Source organism: Streptomyces sp. NPDC053432, from assembly GCF_055585365.1.
On sequence record NZ_JBVJKF010000015.1, the window covers coordinates 104199 to 119470 of the forward strand.

Consider the following 15272-nt stretch of genomic DNA (forward strand, 5'->3'; position numbering starts at 1 on the left):
CGCCGAACCCGCCCCGCCCTGCCCCGCAAGCCCCGTCCCCCGGACGGACGCGGTCCCGTTGCGGGGGCGGCGGAGCCGGGTTCGACTCGGGCCATGAGCACCGACCAGCCGCCGCCGGGCGAGCCGCCGGAGGACGACCCGTTCCTCAAGAAGCCCCAGGGACCGACGCCTCCGTCGGGTGGTTCGCCGTACGGCTCGCCGCCCCCCGGGGGCGGCGGCTATCCACCCCCGCCCTCCGGAGGCGGAGGCGGAGGCGGCGGCGCGGGCGGCGGCGGATACCCGCCCCCTCCGCCCCCGCACGGCGGTGACCCGTACGGCGGGAGCAACGGCTACGGCATGCCCGATCCACTCGCCGGCATGCCCCCGCTCGCGGACTTCGGCAAGCGGCTCGCCGCGCGCGTCATCGACGTGATCATCGTCGCCGTGCCGCTGTTCCTCATCCAGCTGGCCGTCGGCGACCGCAACCGCTACACGGTCGAGACGAACAGGGGCGAGGACGTCACGGAGATCGTCACCAAGTCCTACAGCGGCAGCGGCCTGCTGATGACCCTGATCTCGATCGTCGCGTACGTCGGCTACGACTGGTGGTTCACCAAGAAGAACGGCCAGACCGTCGGCAAGAAGGCGCTGGGCCTGCGCGTCGCGATGCTCAATGACGGCAGCGTCCCGAAGGACGGCCCGGCCCTGTCCCGGGCCGCGGTGCTCTGGCTGCCGACGCTGATCTGCTGCTTCTGCCTGTGGCCGCTCGCGCTGATCGTCTCGATCCTCGTCGACAAGCCGTACCGGCAGGGCCTGCACGACAAGGTGGGCAAGACCGTGGTGGTCCAGGTCACCAGGTAAGCGGCCGGCACGGTACGCACGCACCACGCTGCGGGCGGTCTCCCTCCGGGGAGGCCGCCCGCTCCGCGTCGTACGGTCAGTGGTGCACGGGCTGTTCGGCGACGGCCTCCGCCCCGGCCCCCGCCCCGGCCCCCGCCTTGGCCTGTGCCCCGGGCCGGGCGGCGGCACCCGCACGGGCCGCATGGCGCCCGCGCCGCGCGGGCGAGGGTACGGTGACGGCGACGAGCAGACCGAGGGCGAGGGCGGCCGCGGAGATGACCGCGACCCCGAGCCCCGTGCTCGTCTGCGAGAGCAGCAGCATGGCGATCGTCGACACGATGACGGTGGCGGACCCGTAGGCGAGCTGTGCGGCAGTCGGACGCGGCATGGCGATATCCGTCCTCAGGGAGGGGAGGGGGAGTCGGCTCAACTAGGTCGCGCGTCAAGTGACTCTACGACGGGAGATGCCCGAGCGGAACCGCCAGTAAGCGTGACCTAACCCACGGTGCCGGAGCACGGGGGGCGCACGGGGGTCATTTTTCTCACCACCTCCCCGGCCGACGGGGCCAGTCGGGCCCGGAAGGCGCCAAATGCCCGGCCGGGAAGCGCCCTTCGCCCCGTATGGGAGCGGAACGTCCGGATAGCGGAACTCGCTGACCGCATAGTGCAGTTGTAAGGAACAAGTCAAGGTCTGTCTTTTCTTCGGCCCGTCCGGTCAAATGTCGTCACTTGAGACGCGCGCCGCGCGGAACCCCCCTGCTCCGATGGAGACGTTCCGACCGTCCATGCGGCCGCGGGAGGGGAACACATCAAGTGACCAGCAATTCCGCCAGGAGCCGCGCCATGCGCGCCGTGGCCATCGGCGTCACCATGGCTGCTTGTGCGACGAGCGCCACCTTCTTCGCCGTCACCGCGGCCCAGGCCCAGGAGAGCCGTCCGAGCGTCTCCGCCGCCGACCGCCAGGACCCGACCGCCCCCTCGAAGGTGGTCGAGCACGACCTCAAGGGCCCGTTCAGCGAGCAGCGCGCCGCCCAGCGCAAGGCCGCCCTGGACCAGGTCCTCCAGGGCAAGAAGAACGTCGAGCAGCGCGGCGCCTCCAAGGTCGTCAAGCTCGACGACAAGAAGTACGTCGAGCTCGGCCGCGAGAAGACCGACAAGATCTTCACGATCCTCGTCGAGTTCGGCGACCAGGTCGACAACACGACCATGTTCGACCCGGACGGCCCCGGCCCCAAGCCGGCCGTCCCGAAGTACGGCGGCACCCCCGGTCCGCTGCACAACACGATCGCCCAGCCCGACCGTGCCAGCAACAACAGCACGGCCTGGCGCAAGGACTTCAGCCGCCAGTACTTCCAGGACCTGTACTTCGCGTCCGGTTCGGGCAAGGACTCGCTGAAGACCTACTACGAGAAGACCTCCTCGGGCCGTTACTCGGTCGACGGTGAGGTCGCCGACTGGGTCAAGGTCCCGTACAACGAGGCCCGTTACGGCTCGAACTACTGCGGCCAGAGCAACTGCGGCAACGTGTGGGACACCGTCCGCGACGGCGTCACCGCCTGGGTCGAGGCCCAGAAGAAGGCCGGCAAGACCGACGAGCAGATCAAGGCCCAGCTGGCGCAGTACGACCAGTGGGACCGCAACGACTTCGACGGCGACGGCAACTTCAACGAGCCCGACGGCTACATCGACCACTTCCAGATCGTCCACGCGGGCGAGGACGAGTCGGCCGGCGGCGGCGTCCAGGGCAAGGACGCCCTGTGGGCGCACCGCTGGTACGCCTACGGCACCGACGCGGGCAAGACCGGCCCGGCCAACAACAAGGCCGGCGGCACCCAGATCGGCAACACCGGCATCTGGGTCGGCGACTACACGATGCAGCCCGAGAACGGCGGCCTCGGCGTCTTCGCGCACGAGTACGGCCACGACCTCGGCCTGCCGGACCTCTACGACACCTCCGGTGGCGGCGAGAACTCGGTCGGCTTCTGGTCCCTGATGTCGGCCGGCTCCTGGCTGGGCACCGGCAAGGACTCCATAGGCGACATGCCGGGCGACATGACCGCCTGGGACAAGCTCCAGCTGGGCTGGCTGAACTACGACAAGGCCAAGGCCGCGACGAAGTCCACCCACAAGCTGGGCGTTTCGGAGTTCAACACCAAGGACAAGCAGGCCCTGGTCGTCGAGCTGCCGAAGAAGCAGGTCAAGACCGAGGTCGTCGCACCCGCCGAAGGCGCCACCCAGTGGTGGAGCAACATGGGTGACGACCTCAAGAACACCCTCACCCGGTCGGTCGACCTGACGGGCAAGAAGACCGCCGCCCTGTCCCTCAAGGGCTGGTGGGACATCGAGGCCGACTACGACTACCTCTACACCGAGGTGTCCACCGACGGCGGCGCCACCTGGACCGCCCTCGCGGGTACCGCCGACGGCACGGCCATCCCGGCCGACGCCTCCGGCAGCCCGTCGCTCACCGGTGTCTCGGGCGCCTGGAAGAACCTCAACTTCCCGCTCGACGCCTACGCGGGCAAGAAGGTCGACCTCCGCTTCCGCTACCAGACGGACGGCGGCGCGGGCGGCAAGGGCTTCACCGCCGACGCCATGACCCTCACCGCGGACGGCTCCGCGCTGTTCACCGACGGCGCCGAGAACGGCGACAACGGCTGGACCGGCAAGGGCTTCTCCCGCATCGGCAACGGCTTCACCAAGGAGTACGACCAGTACTACCTGGCCGAGAACCGCCGTTACGTCTCGTACGACTCCACCCTCAAGGTGGGCCCGTACAACTTCGGCTTCGCCAACACCAAGCCGAACTGGGTCGAGCACTACGCCTACCAGGACGGCCTGCTGATCTGGCTCTGGGACACCTCCCAGAAGGACAACAACACCAGCCAGCACCCGGGCTCCGGTCTGATCCTCCCGATCGACGCCAACGCCAAGCCCATGAAGTGGGCCGACGGCACCCTGCTGCGCAACAAGATCCAGCCGTACGACGCGGCCTTCAGCGCCTACTCGACGGACGCGATCACGCTGCACAAGAACGGTGAGGAGCTCTTCCTCAAGCCCAAGCCCGCCCAGCTGGTCTTCGACGACCACAAGGGCAAGTACTGGTACGAGGAGAACCCGACCGGCTCGGTGAAGGTCACTGACACCAACACCAAGATCAAGATCGTCAAGGAGACCTACGACGGCGAGGTCATGACGGTCGAGGTCGCCCCCGCCGTCAAGTAATCCGGCAAAACCGCAGGTCAAAGCATGATCGGTCGTCGCCCTCTAGCGGGCGGCGGCCGATCGCGTTTAGATGCGCGGTACGAGTTTCTTATTGACGGGGGAGATGACAGCCGTGCCCGGTGGAGGTTTCGTCAGATTGCCAGGCGGCAGTGTGGTGGTCGCGCTCACGCTGCCGAGGCCGTCCGGAGAGGGCGGAAATGTCCGTGTACTCGTACACGCCGCGAACCGGGCCCGCGCCCTGACCAGGCTGCGGAACCTCGGCATGCGGGCCGTGTACCTGCGGGGCAACGCGCACCCGCCGACACCCGACGAGGTCACGGCCGTCCTGCACCACCCGGACGGCCTGCTGTGGCGCGGGGCCCCCGACCGGGCCCAGGAGCTCTGGCACCCCATCCGGGCCCTGCTGGGCACCTAGGCCGCGCCGGCCCTGCCCCCGCCCACGAGGTCCACCCCGGCCGCCCGGAGCTCCTCCAGGGCCCGTTCCGTGGTGTGGGGGGCGACGGCGGCCGTCAGGTCCAGCAGGACGCGGGTGGTGAAGCCGGCGCGGGCGGCGTCGAGGGCGGTGGCCTTCACGCAGTGGTCGGTGGCGATGCCGACCACGTCCACCTCGGTGACGTGGCGGGCGCGCAGCCACTCGGCGAGCGTGGCCCCGTTCTCGTCGGCGCCCTCGAAGCCGCTGTACGCGGCCTCGTAGGCGCCCTTGTCGAACACGGCCGCCACGGCGCCCGACGCCACGGCGGGGGCGAAGTTCGGGTGGAAGCCGACGCCCTCGGTCCCGGCGACGCAGTGCACGGGCCAGGAGGTCTCGTAGTCCGGCTGCGCCGGGGGGTGCGCGAAGTGCGACCCGGGGTCCACGTGGTGGTCGCGGGTGGCGACGACGTGCCGGTAGGCGGGGGTGGCCTGGCCGATGTACTCGGTGACGGCGGCGGCCACGTCGGCGCCGCCGGCCACCGCGAGGCTGCCGCCTTCGCAGAAGTCGTTCTGTACGTCGACGACGATCAGTGCGCGATGCATTGCGTTGCCCTTCGGCTCGGTCTGTTGCTGCGGCGGCGGGGCCCCTGCGGGGGCTCTTCCCCCACCCTGCCCCTTCCCGAAACTGGGCTCTGCCCGGACCCGCGCCTCAAACGCCGGCGGGGCTGAGCCCGCCACTGCGGGGCGACCGGCCCTCCGGGCCCCGGTGCTGCGCTGCGCGCACTTCCAGGTCCAGGCCGGCCGAAATCAGCCCCTCCGGCGTTCGAGGAGCGGGGTCCGGGGCGGAGCCCCGGTCTCTGAGGCGCGCCGGCCGGGCGGCATCAGCCCGCGTCCAGCCCCGCCGGCGTGTGAGGCGCGGGGGCCGGGGCCGGTGCCCCGGGAGGCGGCCCGCGGGGCTAGACGTACTCCGTCGGGAGCACGGCTTCGCCGCGGGAGAGCTGCGTGGCGGACAGGGGCAGGCCGGCGCGAGCCGCCCGGTGCCGGTCCCGCGCGGCCTCCAGCGGCTCACGGCCGATCACCTCGCCGGCCTTGACCAGCTGGACCAGGAGCTGCCGGTCGGCCAGGGCGGACGGGACCGGCCCGGTCCCGACGACCTCCGCCTCGGCGACCCCCTCCGCATCCACCCGGCGGGCAGCCCACTTGCGGCCCCCGATGGACGTCTTCCCGCCCGTGGACTTCTTCGCCACCGGCGCCAGCGCCGCCTTGGGGTCCGCCGAGGCGGCCCGCGCGACCAGCTTGTAGACCATCGAGCACGTCGGCTGCCCGCTGCCCGTCACCAGCTGCGTGCCCACCCCGTACGCGTCCACCGGCGCGGCCGCCAGCGAGGCGATCGCGTACTCGTCCAGGTCCGAGGTGACCACGATCTTCGTCGAGGCCGCCCCCAGTTCGTCCAGCTGCTGCCGCACCCGGTGCGCCACCAGCAGCAGGTCGCCCGAGTCGATGCGGACCGCGCCCAGCTCCGTGCCGGCCACCTCGACGGCCGTACGGACCGCCTCGGCGACGTCGTACGTGTCCACCAGCAGGGTGGTTCCGCGGCCCAGCGAAGCGACCTGCGCCGTGAAGGCGTCCCGCTCGCTGTCGTGGACCAGCGTGAAGGCGTGCGCGCTCGTGCCCACCGTCGGGATCCCGTAGCGGAAGCCGGCCGCCAGGTCCGAGGTGGAGGCGAAACCGCCCACGTACGCGGCCCGCGACGCGGCGACCGCCGCCAGCTCGTGGGTGCGCCGCGCGCCCATCTCGATCAGCGGCCGGTCGCCCGCCGCCGAGGACATCCGGGAGGCGGCGGCCGCGATCGCCGAGTCGTGGTTCAGGATCGACAGGATCACCGTCTCCAGCAGCACGCACTCGGCGAAGCTGCCCTCGACCCGCAGGATCGGCGAGCCGGGGAAGTAGACCTCCCCCTCCGGGTAGCCCCAGATGTCGCCCGAGAAGCGGTACGAGGCCAGCCAGTCCAGCGTCCGCATGTCGACGACGGCCCGCTCGCGCAGGAACTCCAGCACCGCGCCGTCGAAGCGGAAGTTCTCCACCGCGTCGAGCACCCGGCCGGTGCCGGCGACGACGCCGTAGCGCCGTCCCTCGGGCAGCCGCCGGGTGAATACCTCGAAGACCGAGCGGCGGTCGGCGGTGCCGTTGGCCAGGGCGGCCTGCAGCATCGTCAGCTCGTAATGGTCCGTGAAGAGCGCTGTCGACGGCACGTCCACCGGCAGGCCCAGGTCCGCAGGGTTCATGACAGGGATGCTAGCGCACATTTCGTCAAAGTGACGAGATGTAGGACCCGTTTGTGCGACGACCCCGTTACGGTGGCAGCATGGGACGAGTGAGTGTTGCTCCCATTGAGATCGAACGCACCGAGTCGGCCGAAGAGACCTTCGCGGTCCCCGAACCCGACGTCCCCTGGGTGACCCTGGTGCACAACGACCCGGTCAACCTCATGAGCTACGTGGCGTACGTGTTCCAGGCGTACTTCGGCTATTCGAAGGACGTGGCGCACAAGCTGATGCTCGACGTCCATCACAAGGGGCGGGCGGTCGTGTCCAGCGGCACCCGCGAGGAAATGGAGCGCGACGTGCAGGCCATGCACGGCTACGGCCTGTGGGCGACCCTTTCGCAGGACCGCGTCTGATGGGCGGCGGGACCTTCGAAGCACTGAAGGGCGGCGGCGCCGCCATCGCACTGGACGAGATCGAGATCTCCATCCTGCGCTCCCTGGCCGTCCAGCTGCTGGAGCTGATCGGACCCGGCGAGCCCGAGCCGGCCGAGGACGCCGACCCGCTGGCCGCGCTGTTCGCCGAGGGGCCCTCGGAGCCCCCGTCCGACCCCGCGCTGGCCCGGCTCTTCCCCGACGCCTACGGCTCCCCGGACGGCAGCGGCGACGAGGGCGTGGACGCGGCCGAGCTGAAGGCCCGGTCGGCTGAGTTCCGCCGGTTCACCGAGAACGACCTGCGCACGCGCAAGCGCGAGGACGCCCTCTCCGTCGTACGCAGCCTGGACGGGCTCACCCCGGCCGGTGACGGGGCGGCAGTGCTGGAACTGACCGGCGAACTGCCGCTGCGCTGGCTCGGCGCGCTCAACGACCTGCGCCTGACCATCGCGGCCCGCCTCGACATCACGGAGGACGACGAGAGCGCGGCGCTCTTCCGGCTGCCGGACGACGATCCGCGCAAGCCGATGGTGATGGCCTACCTCTGGCTGGGCGGCCTCCAGGAGACCCTCATCGAAACCCTCTGAGGGGGGACCGGGCATCCCCAGGGCGCTTGGAGGCCCCCCAGGGACCCCCCGGGACCCCCCAGGGACCCCCCGGGGACCCTCAGGGGAGCCTCAAACCACCACATCGTTCGCTCAGCGGACGCTCAAATCCGGATAACGATCAGATCACCGCGCTGCGGTGATCTGATGCATTTCTGCACCCTTGTCCCGGATTTCCGGTGTCCTGCGTCACATTCCGCCCCCTCGGCCGCCCGTAATGGCGTGATAAATCTTCACGACCGCCGGGACGCACCCCTGTTCCGCGGCCCGCTTGAACCGGCTGATCGCCGGCGTGCAGCTCCATCCGTATCCGGGGGGATCGAGGACCCGATCCGCAGCCAATGAAGGCGCGGGTCGGCGTGGAGAAAGGCGCACCAAAACATGACCTCTGTGCAGGTCGAGCAGAACGACAGGACGCCCGGCGAGGGCGCACCGGCCGAGGGCGGCGAGGGATACCACCGCGCGCTCGGCGCCCGCCAGATCCAGATGATCGCGATCGGCGGAGCCATCGGCACCGGCCTCTTCCTCGGTGCCGGCAAGGCCATCTCCAAGGCCGGACCGAGCCTGATCCTGGCCTACGCCATCGTCGGCGTGATCATCTTCTTCATCATGCGGGCCCTGGGCGAACTGCTCATGTACCGCCCGGTCGCGGGGTCGTTCTCCGACTACGCACGCGAGTTCCTCGGCCCCTTCTGGGGCTACGCCACCGGCTGGACGTACTGGCTGTTCTGGGTGGTCACCGGCATCACCGAGGTGACGGCCGCGGCCAAGTACATGTCCTACTGGACCGGCGACGCCTTCCCGCAGTGGGCGTACGCGCTGATCTTCACGGTCGTCCTCTACGCCGCGAACCTCATCTCCGTGAAGCTCTTCGGCGAGCTGGAGTTCTGGTTCTCGATGGTCAAGGTCACCGCCATCGTCGGCATGATCCTTATCTGCGCGGGCATCCTCACCATCGGCTTCTCCGACGCCGCCGCCACCGCCTCCGTCTCCAACCTGTGGAACGACGGCGGGTTCTTCCCCAAGGGCATCGGCGGCACCCTGATGACCCTGCAGATCGTGGTCTTCGCGTTCCTCGCCGTGGAACTGGTCGGCGTCACCGCCGGCGAGTCCAAGGACCCCGAGAAGACCCTGCCCAAGGCCATCAACACCGTGCCGTGGCGCATCGCCGTCTTCTACGTCGGCGCCCTGATCATGATCCTGTCGGTCGTCCCCTGGCACGAGTTCCAGCCGGGCGTCAGCCCCTTCGTCGCCGCCTTCGAGAAGATGGGCCTCGGCATCGGCGCCGCGATCGTCAACTTCGTCGTCCTGACCGCCGCGCTCTCCTCCTGCAACTCGGGCATGTACTCCACCGGCCGCATGCTGCGCGACCTCGCGCTCAACGGCCAGGGCCCGAAGGTCTTCACCAAGCTGACGAAGAACGGCACCCCGCTCATCGGCACCACCTTCTCGGCCTCGCTGATGCTCGTCGGCGTCTGGATCAACTACGTCGCCCCCGGCAAGGCCTTCGACTACGTCGTCTCCTTCGCCACCATCTCCGGCATGTGGGCCTGGATCGTGATCCTGGTCTGCCAGATCCGCTACCGCGCCAGGGCCGACCGCGGCGAGCTGCCCGCCTCCCCGTTCAAGACGCCCGGCGCCCCGTACACCAGCTACGTCTCCCTCGCCTTCATCGCCATGGTCATCGTGATGATGGGCATGGACAAGGACTCCCGGGTCTCGCTCTACTGCGCCCCGCTGTGGGGCCTGATCCTGGGCCTGTCCTACCTGGCCCTGAAGTCCCGCGACCCGCGTGCCGCCGCCTTCACCAAGGCCTCGTAGCGGCACCCTGTCCACCATTCGGGCCCTTCCGTACCACACCTCGGTACGGAAGGGCCCGTCTGCTTATCCTGTCGCTCATGCTGACCCTCACCCAGGCCCTGTACGACCAGATCGTCGAGCACGCCCGCCAGGACCACCCCGACGAGGCGTGCGGCGTCGTGGCCGGCCCGGCGGGCACCGGCCGGCCCGAGCGGTTCATCCCGATGCTCAACGCCGCCCGGTCGCCCACGTTCTACGAGTTCGACTCGAAGGACCTGCTGAAGCTCTACCGCGAGCTGGACGACCGCGACGAGGAGCCGGTGATCGTCTACCACTCGCACACCGCGACCGAGGCCTACCCCTCGCGCACGGACGTCACCTACGCCAACGAGCCCGGCGCCCACTACGTCCTCGTCTCCACGGCGGACAAGGACGGCCTCGGCGAGTTCCAGTTCCGCTCGTACCGGATCGTCGACGGCGTGATCACGGAGGAAGAAGTGCAGGTCGTAGCCACCTACTGACCACTATGTGAGCAGTCTGCGTCCACGATGCGGGATCACACTCCAAACGGGGGACCGGGAATCGTTAACATGACCGCATGGTTTCCCACGACGTGAGCATCGAGACGCCCGGCAGGCTGCTGCTCGTGGCGCGGCTGCACGTCGACCTGTGCCGCCTCGCCAGCGCCATCTGTCCTGCCGTCTGAGCACCGGGCCCCTTCCGCGCGGGGGCCGCACCAACGCGCGCCCACACACTTCCTCGCCCCTTCACGACACTGGAGCCTGCCATGGCCATCGAGGTCCGCATCCCGACCATCCTCCGCACCTACACCGACGGCGAGAAGTCCGTGAACGGCGAAGGCGCCACCCTCGCCGAGCTCTTCGCCGACCTGGAGACCCGCCACAAGGGCATCGAGGAGCGCATCGTCGACGGCGGGCAGCTGCGCCGCTTCGTGAACGTCTACCTCAACGACGAGGACGTCCGCTTCCTCGAGGGCATCTCCACCGCGCTCAAGGACGGCGACAACGTCACCATCCTCCCGGCCGTGGCCGGCGGCGCTGTCTGATGCGTTACGACTCCCCGCTGGCCGCGGTGGGCAACACGCCCCTGGTCCGGCTGCCCCGGCTGTCGCCGTCCGAGGACGTCCGCATCTGGGCCAAGCTGGAGGACCGCAACCCGACCGGCTCGATCAAGGACCGCCCCGCGCTCCACATGGTCGAGCAGGCCGAGAAGTCCGGCCGCCTCTACCCCGGCTGCACCATCCTGGAACCGACCTCGGGCAACACCGGTATCTCCCTGGCGATGGCGGCCAAGCTCAAGGGCTACCGCATCGTCTGCGTGATGCCGGAGAACACCTCCCAGGAGCGCCGGGACCTGCTGGCCATGTGGGGAGCCGAGATCATCTCTTCGCCCGCGGCGGGCGGCTCGAACACCGCGGTGCGCGTCGCGAAGGAACTGGCGGCCGAGCACCCGGACTGGGTGATGCTCTACCAGTACGGCAACCCGGACAACGCGGGCGCCCACTACGCCACCACGGGCCCGGAGATCCTCGCCGACCTGCCCTCGATCACCCACTTCGTGGCGGGCCTGGGCACGACCGGCACCCTGATGGGCGTCGGCCGCTACCTGCGGGAGCACGCGGAGGGCGTGAAGATCGTCGCGGCGGAGCCCCGCTACGACGACCTCGTCTACGGCCTGCGCAACCTCGACGAGGGCTTCGTCCCGGAGCTCTACGACGCCTCGGTGCTCACCACCCGCTTCTCGGTGGGCTCCGCCGACGCGGTCACCCGCACCCGCGAACTCCTCCAGCTGGAGGGCATCTTCGCGGGCGTCTCCACGGGCGCCGCGCTGCACGCCGCGATCGGCGTGGGCCGCAAGGCGGTCGCGGCCGGCGAGTCGGCGGACATCGTCTTCGTCGTGGCCGACGGCGGCTGGAAGTACCTGTCGACCGGCGTGTACACGGCGGCGACGACGGAGGAAGCGATCGAAGTCCTCCAGGGCCAGCTCTGGGCCTAACCGCCCGGCGCCCCGGCCCCGCGGCACCCCCCGTGCCCGGGGCCGCCCCACACCCCGCACCGCCGCTACCGGGGCTCCGCCCCACACCCCGCGCCGCCGCCGGGCTCCGCCCCACACCCCCCGCCGCCGCCGGGCTCGGCCCCGCACCCTGCGCCGCCGCTGCCGGGGCTCCGCCCCGCACTCCGCGCCTCAAACGCCGGCGAGGCTGTATCTGCCCCCGGCGGCGCCTCACCGGCGGCGGATCTGCCTCCGGCGGCTCCTCAAACGCCGGAGGGGCTGGATTTTGGCCGCTGCCGCCCGCAGGGCAATTACAGCCCCTCCGGCGTTTGAGGAGCGGGGTCTGGGGCGGAGCCCCAGGTCCTTGAGCCGCACCGGCGGCCGGGCCGCGGCCGCCCAGCCCCTCCGGGGTTTGAGGAGCGGGGTTTGGGGGCGGAGCCCGAGGCGAGCCGCAGCGGCGGCCGAGCCGCGGCCGCCCGGCCCCCGGGGTCCGGGGGCGGAGCCCGAGGTGGGCCGCGGCCGTACGGCCCGGCGGTGGCAGGTCAGGACAGGTGCTCCGCCAGGATCGCGGCGTGGCTCCCCGCAGGGTCCCGCACCGCGGTCAGCAGCGTCAGCGGGCCCCCATCCGCAAGCCGCCGCAGGCGGCCCAGCTCCGCCACCGCCCCCGGCTCCGCCAGCTCCGCCTCGTACCGCCGCCGGAACTCCTCCGCGGAGCCGCCCCCGTGGAACCACTTCCGCAGCTCCGCCGAAGGCGTCACCGCCTTCGGCCACTCGTCTACGCCCGCCGCCTCCTTCGACAGCCCCCGCGGCCACAGCCGGTCCACGAGCACCCGTACGCCGTCCTCCGCCGGCTCCGGCGCGTCGTACACCCGCCGCAGTCTGATCACCCGCGTCACCGGCCGCCTCCCAGTCCCTTGATCTCGTCCCAGATCGCGGGATCCAGCATCCCCACCCGCTCCTGGAACTCCCACACCGACACCTCCGCCGGCCGGTCCGCCTCCAGGAAGCTTGCGCGGCCCTGTGCCCGCAGCGTCCCCGGCGGCAGCGGGATCACCCCGGCCCGCCGGTCGTCGTACTTCCCGGTGATCCACGCGACCCGCGCACGGTGGCCGCGTACCGACTCCGCCGCCAGGACCAGGCACGTACGGCCGTCCCTCAGCCGCCACAGCTCGCCCGAGCGCGGCCGGGGCGGCGGCCCCGCGCCGTGCGCCGGGGGAGTCCGGCGGGAGCCGCCCGGCCGGCGGCGACCGGCGACCAGCACCACCAGCGCGACGGCCACGACCGCGGCCACCGCGGGCCACCAGGACGTGTCCATGGTTCGACCGTAGCCGCGCCGCCCGCACCCGGCACGGCAACGCCCGTGCCCCGCGTCGCTCCCCCGGGTGACAGCGCAGGTGATTCCCCCCACAACGGCCTGCCGCGGAGGAGCGACCGGCCGATTCGCGCCTTACGCTCGACCCACGCACGGCCCGCATTCCGTCCACGGACCGTCCTCGGAGGTTCACGCTCCATGAAGCTCACCGTCGTCGGCTGTTCGGGGTCGTTCCCGTCCGCGGAATCGGCCTGTTCGAGCTACCTCGTAGAGGCCGACGGCTTCCGGCTGCTCCTCGACATGGGCAACGGCGCCCTCGGCGAGCTCCAGCGCCACATCGGTCTCTACGACCTCGACGCGATCTTCCTGAGCCATCTGCACGCCGACCACTGCATCGACATGTGCGCGTACTTCGTCGCCCGCTTCTACCGGCACGAGGGCGGCCGCTGCGGCACCATCCCCGTCTACGGTCCCGAGGGCACCGAGAAGCGCCTGACGACCGCGTACGACGACGTCCCCGACGAGCGCTCGATGAGCGAGGTCTTCGACTTCCGGACCCTGAAGCCCGGCAGTTTCGAGATCGGCCCGTTCCAGGTCCGCACCGAGCGGGTGAGCCACCCCGTGGAGGCGTACGGGATCCGCGTCGAGCACGGCGGCCGCTCGCTGACGTACTCCGGTGACACGGGCACCTGCCCCGAGCTGGCCCGCCTCGCCGAGGGCACCGACCTCTTCCTGTGCGAGGCCTCCTTCACGCACGGCAAGGAGGACATCCCGGACCTGCACCTCAACGGCCGGGAAGCCGGCGAGTACGCGCACGCGGGCGGTGTCGGGCGGCTCGTCCTCACCCACATCCCGCCGTGGACGGACCCCCAGCAGAACCTGGCCGACGCCCGCGCCGCCTTCGACGGCCGCGTCGACCTGGCGTACGCGGGCGCGGTCTACGAGGTCTGAGCAGCCCTCGCACGCACGCACGTACGTACCCACGCGAAAGCCCCCGCCCTCCCTTCCGGGAGAGCGGGGGCTCCGTCGTACGGGCGGTGAGGCCTACTTGGCCTCGGCCTTCGCCAGCTCGGCGAGCTCCTCGTCGGACTCGCGGCCCGGCGTCGGGAGGTTCCACTTGGTGATCGCGAAGCGGAAGACGAAGTAGTAGACCGCCGCGAAGCACAGGCCGACACCGGCCAGGCCCCACGGGTTGTCGGCGATGCCGAGGTTCAGCAGGAAGTCGACCGCACCGGCGGAGAAGCCGAAGCCGTCGCGCATGCCGAGGGCCCAGGTCAGCGCCATGGAGACACCGGTGAGGACCGCGTGGATCGCGTAGAGGACCGGGGCGATGAACATGAAGGTGAACTCGATCGGCTCGGTCACACCGGTCACGAAGGCGGTGAGCGCGAGGGAGAACATCATGCCGCCGACGACCTTGCGGCGCTCGGGGCGGGCGCAGTGGACGATCGCGAGGCAGGCCGCAGGGAGGGCGAACATCATGATCGGGAAGAAGCCGGTCATGAACTGTCCGGCGGTCGGGTCACCGGCGAGGAAGCGGCCGATGTCACCGTGGACGGCACCGGTCGGGGTGTCGAAGGAGCCGGCCTGGAACCACGGGAAGGAGTTCAGGAGGTGGTGCATGCCGATCGGGATCAGCGCACGGTTGGCGACACCGAAGAGGCCCGCGCCGACGGCGCCCGAGCCGGTCAGCCAGGTACCGAAGCCGTGCAGGGCGGAGCCGAGGACCGGCCAGATGAGACCGAAGACGATGCCGGTGACCAGACCCGCGAAGGCGGAGAGGATCGGAACCAGGCGGCGGCCGCCGAAGAAGCCCGCCCAGTCCGGCAGCTTGGTCCGGTAGAACTTCTGGTAGAGCAGGGCGGTGATGATGCCCATCACGACACCGCCGAGCACACCGGCGTTGACCGGGGCGTCCACCTCGACGATCTTGCCGCCGACGACCTTCGCCACCTTCGGCAGGTTGCTGTCGGTGAAGGTCGCGAGGACCTTCTGGAAGACCAGGTAACCGGTGACGGCGGCCAGGGCGGTGGAGCCGTCCGACTTCTTCGCGAAGCCGATCGCGATGCCCACGGCGAACAGCAGCGCCATGTTGTCGAGGATCGCGCCACCACCGGCGGCCATGTAGCCGGCGATCTTGTTGACGAAAGTCGGGAAGGTGTCCTTCCCGAGCATGTCGTCCGCGCCCAGGCGGAGCAGGAGCGCGCCGGCAGGCAGCACGGCAACGGGGAGCATGAGGCTCCGGCCGATGCGCTGCATGACGGCCATCACGCCAGCGCCCTTCTTCTTTTCCGCAGCCGTCGCTGTGGACATGTGGTTCCTCCATTGGGCAAGGCGCCGCCCGGGGACAAAGAAGGGGGATGGCGACGTCTCGGAAAGGTGGCCCGGG

Annotated in this window: 17 protein-coding genes; 11 read left to right on the plus strand and 6 right to left on the minus strand. The window is 70.7% G+C overall.

What is annotated here, in order from left to right:
• Window positions 1-93 precede the first annotated feature (93 nt).
• Window positions 94-840: an RDD family protein gene (locus ACZ6Y1_RS24110; RefSeq protein WP_469633363.1), complete on the plus strand. Its 747-nt coding sequence runs from the start codon at window positions 94-96 to the stop codon at window positions 838-840.
• A 76-nt stretch (window positions 841-916) separates the two neighbouring features.
• On the opposite strand, the gene ACZ6Y1_RS24115 is transcribed toward ACZ6Y1_RS24110, so the two are convergent.
• Window positions 917-1207: a hypothetical protein gene (locus ACZ6Y1_RS24115; RefSeq protein ID WP_469633366.1), complete on the minus strand. Its 291-nt coding sequence runs from the start codon at window positions 1205-1207 to the stop codon at window positions 917-919.
• A 482-nt stretch (window positions 1208-1689) separates the two neighbouring features.
• Here ACZ6Y1_RS24115 and ACZ6Y1_RS24120 point away from each other — a divergent pair, with 482 nt between their 5' ends.
• A complete protein-coding gene (locus ACZ6Y1_RS24120; protein WP_469633573.1) occupies window positions 1690-4044 on the plus strand; it encodes an immune inhibitor A domain-containing protein in 2355 nt (784 codons plus the stop codon).
• 70 nt (window positions 4045-4114) lie between these two features.
• Window positions 4115-4459 carry a hypothetical protein gene (locus ACZ6Y1_RS24125; RefSeq protein WP_384595964.1) on the plus strand — a complete coding sequence of 115 codons (345 nt, stop codon included), beginning with the start codon at window positions 4115-4117 and terminating at the stop codon, window positions 4457-4459.
• Here ACZ6Y1_RS24125 and ACZ6Y1_RS24130 read toward each other — a convergent pair.
• Together ACZ6Y1_RS24130 and ACZ6Y1_RS24135 are read right to left on the minus strand one after the other, a co-directional pair.
• Entirely contained in the window at window positions 4456-5058 is a 603-nt protein-coding gene (locus tag ACZ6Y1_RS24130) for an isochorismatase family protein (protein ID WP_469633371.1), read from the minus strand. The two genes, ACZ6Y1_RS24125 and ACZ6Y1_RS24130, sit on opposite strands and share 4 nt — an antisense overlap.
• A gap of 353 nt (window positions 5059-5411) precedes the next feature.
• Complete coding sequence (locus tag ACZ6Y1_RS24135; protein WP_469633374.1) at window positions 5412-6740, minus strand: nicotinate phosphoribosyltransferase; 1329 nt, start codon at window positions 6738-6740, stop codon at window positions 5412-5414.
• 80 nt (window positions 6741-6820) lie between these two features.
• On the opposite strand from ACZ6Y1_RS24135, the gene clpS reads away from it, so the two are divergent.
• The 7 genes from clpS to ACZ6Y1_RS24170 all read left to right on the plus strand — a co-directional run bounded on the left by clpS (window position 6821) and on the right by ACZ6Y1_RS24170 (window position 11574).
• Entirely contained in the window at window positions 6821-7135 is a 315-nt protein-coding gene (clpS, locus tag ACZ6Y1_RS24140) for an ATP-dependent Clp protease adapter ClpS (protein ID WP_376658539.1), read from the plus strand.
• The gene (locus ACZ6Y1_RS24145; protein ID WP_469633379.1) at window positions 7135-7740 is read left to right on the plus strand and encodes a DUF2017 domain-containing protein; all 606 of its coding nucleotides are present in this window, start codon (window positions 7135-7137) and stop codon (window positions 7738-7740) included. The genes clpS and ACZ6Y1_RS24145 overlap by 1 nt, the downstream gene beginning before the upstream one ends.
• A 399-nt stretch (window positions 7741-8139) precedes the next feature.
• On the plus strand, window positions 8140-9579 hold the full coding sequence (locus tag ACZ6Y1_RS24150) for an amino acid permease (RefSeq protein ID WP_469633382.1): 1440 nt from the start codon (window positions 8140-8142) through the stop codon (window positions 9577-9579).
• A gap of 77 nt (window positions 9580-9656) precedes the next feature.
• On the plus strand, window positions 9657-10079 hold the full coding sequence (locus ACZ6Y1_RS24155) for a M67 family metallopeptidase (RefSeq protein WP_469633385.1): 423 nt from the start codon (window positions 9657-9659) through the stop codon (window positions 10077-10079).
• A 77-nt stretch (window positions 10080-10156) separates the two neighbouring features.
• The gene (locus ACZ6Y1_RS24160; RefSeq protein ID WP_312847437.1) at window positions 10157-10264 is read left to right on the plus strand and encodes a putative leader peptide; all 108 of its coding nucleotides are present in this window, start codon (window positions 10157-10159) and stop codon (window positions 10262-10264) included.
• Between the two features lie 81 nt (window positions 10265-10345).
• The gene (locus ACZ6Y1_RS24165) at window positions 10346-10624 is read left to right on the plus strand and encodes a MoaD/ThiS family protein (RefSeq protein WP_469633388.1); all 279 of its coding nucleotides are present in this window, start codon (window positions 10346-10348) and stop codon (window positions 10622-10624) included.
• Entirely contained in the window at window positions 10624-11574 is a 951-nt protein-coding gene (locus tag ACZ6Y1_RS24170) for a PLP-dependent cysteine synthase family protein (RefSeq protein ID WP_469633390.1), read from the plus strand. Before ACZ6Y1_RS24165 ends, ACZ6Y1_RS24170 begins: the two co-directional genes overlap by 1 nt.
• 539 nt (window positions 11575-12113) lie before the next feature.
• On the opposite strand, the gene ACZ6Y1_RS24175 is transcribed toward ACZ6Y1_RS24170, so the two are convergent.
• Together ACZ6Y1_RS24175 and ACZ6Y1_RS24180 are read right to left on the minus strand one after the other, a co-directional pair.
• A complete protein-coding gene (locus tag ACZ6Y1_RS24175) occupies window positions 12114-12458 on the minus strand; it encodes a DUF488 domain-containing protein (protein WP_469633576.1) in 345 nt (114 codons plus the stop codon).
• A 5-nt stretch (window positions 12459-12463) separates the two neighbouring features.
• Window positions 12464-12886 (minus strand): hypothetical protein, encoded by a 423-nt coding sequence (locus ACZ6Y1_RS24180; protein WP_469633393.1) that lies wholly within the window; start codon window positions 12884-12886, stop codon window positions 12464-12466.
• Window positions 12887-13081: 195 nt separating this feature from the next.
• On the opposite strand from ACZ6Y1_RS24180, the gene ACZ6Y1_RS24185 reads away from it, so the two are divergent.
• Window positions 13082-13834 (plus strand): MBL fold metallo-hydrolase, encoded by a 753-nt coding sequence (locus tag ACZ6Y1_RS24185; protein WP_469633396.1) that lies wholly within the window; start codon window positions 13082-13084, stop codon window positions 13832-13834.
• A 93-nt stretch (window positions 13835-13927) separates the two neighbouring features.
• Here ACZ6Y1_RS24185 and ACZ6Y1_RS24190 read toward each other — a convergent pair whose 3' ends face one another.
• Window positions 13928-15196, minus strand: a complete 1269-nt coding sequence (locus ACZ6Y1_RS24190; protein ID WP_469633399.1) for a PTS transporter subunit EIIC — start codon at window positions 15194-15196, stop codon at window positions 13928-13930.
• Window positions 15197-15272: the final 76 nt, after the last annotated feature.

Coding starts and splice junctions, on each gene's coding strand:
- ACZ6Y1_RS24155 (WP_469633385.1), top strand. CDS start 9,657: ATGCTGACCCTCACCCAGGCCCTGTACGACCAGATCGTCGAGCACGCC.
- ACZ6Y1_RS24145 (WP_469633379.1), top strand. CDS start 7,135: ATGGGCGGCGGGACCTTCGAAGCACTGAAGGGCGGCGGCGCCGCCATC.
- clpS (WP_376658539.1), top strand. CDS start 6,821: ATGGGACGAGTGAGTGTTGCTCCCATTGAGATCGAACGCACCGAGTCG.
- ACZ6Y1_RS24180 (WP_469633393.1), bottom strand. CDS start 12,886: ATGGACACGTCCTGGTGGCCCGCGGTGGCCGCGGTCGTGGCCGTCGCG.
- ACZ6Y1_RS24150 (WP_469633382.1), top strand. CDS start 8,140: ATGACCTCTGTGCAGGTCGAGCAGAACGACAGGACGCCCGGCGAGGGC.
- ACZ6Y1_RS24185 (WP_469633396.1), top strand. CDS start 13,082: ATGAAGCTCACCGTCGTCGGCTGTTCGGGGTCGTTCCCGTCCGCGGAA.
- ACZ6Y1_RS24135 (WP_469633374.1), bottom strand. CDS start 6,740: ATGAACCCTGCGGACCTGGGCCTGCCGGTGGACGTGCCGTCGACAGCG.
- ACZ6Y1_RS24120 (WP_469633573.1), top strand. CDS start 1,690: ATGGCTGCTTGTGCGACGAGCGCCACCTTCTTCGCCGTCACCGCGGCC.
- ACZ6Y1_RS24130 (WP_469633371.1), bottom strand. CDS start 5,058: ATGCATCGCGCACTGATCGTCGTCGACGTACAGAACGACTTCTGCGAA.
- ACZ6Y1_RS24160 (WP_312847437.1), top strand. CDS start 10,157: ATGGTTTCCCACGACGTGAGCATCGAGACGCCCGGCAGGCTGCTGCTC.
- ACZ6Y1_RS24170 (WP_469633390.1), top strand. CDS start 10,624: ATGCGTTACGACTCCCCGCTGGCCGCGGTGGGCAACACGCCCCTGGTC.
- ACZ6Y1_RS24190 (WP_469633399.1), bottom strand. CDS start 15,196: ATGTCCACAGCGACGGCTGCGGAAAAGAAGAAGGGCGCTGGCGTGATG.
- ACZ6Y1_RS24115 (WP_469633366.1), bottom strand. CDS start 1,207: ATGCCGCGTCCGACTGCCGCACAGCTCGCCTACGGGTCCGCCACCGTC.
- ACZ6Y1_RS24110 (WP_469633363.1), top strand. CDS start 94: ATGAGCACCGACCAGCCGCCGCCGGGCGAGCCGCCGGAGGACGACCCG.
- ACZ6Y1_RS24165 (WP_469633388.1), top strand. CDS start 10,346: ATGGCCATCGAGGTCCGCATCCCGACCATCCTCCGCACCTACACCGAC.
- ACZ6Y1_RS24125 (WP_384595964.1), top strand. CDS start 4,115: ATGCGCGGTACGAGTTTCTTATTGACGGGGGAGATGACAGCCGTGCCC.